General features: G+C 39.0%; 1 rRNA gene. It reads left to right on the forward strand.

Going from position 1 to position 287, the window contains the following annotated elements:
- Nucleotides 1-117: 117 nt before the first annotated feature.
- Nucleotides 118-232 (forward strand): 5S ribosomal RNA (gene rrf, locus CWB98_RS23230).
- The last annotated feature ends 55 nt before the right edge of the window (nt 233-287 follow it).

The following is a 287-nucleotide window of genomic DNA, read 5'->3' on the forward strand; positions in this document are numbered from 1 at the left end:
TACAACGCCAAAGTGGTTTTGATTGTTAGAAGTTAAGAATTAAAGTAGACAAAAGAATTTAATACTCTTTTCCAGATTTTAGTGAGATGTTGATAGACGTCTTGCACACAGTTTATGCTTGGTAACCATAGCGTTTTGGAACCACCTGACTCCATGCCGAACTCAGTAGTGAAACGAAATAGCGCCGATGATAGTGTGGGGTTTCCCATGTGAAAGTAGGACATTGCCAAGCTCCTATTTAGAGGTCGATGAAAGACATTCATCCATGAATATCATCGACATTAGTA

The sequence above is a fragment of the Pseudoalteromonas rubra genome (genome assembly GCF_005887115.1).
In the GTDB taxonomy this organism is placed as follows: domain Bacteria; phylum Pseudomonadota; class Gammaproteobacteria; order Enterobacterales; family Alteromonadaceae; genus Pseudoalteromonas; species Pseudoalteromonas rubra_F.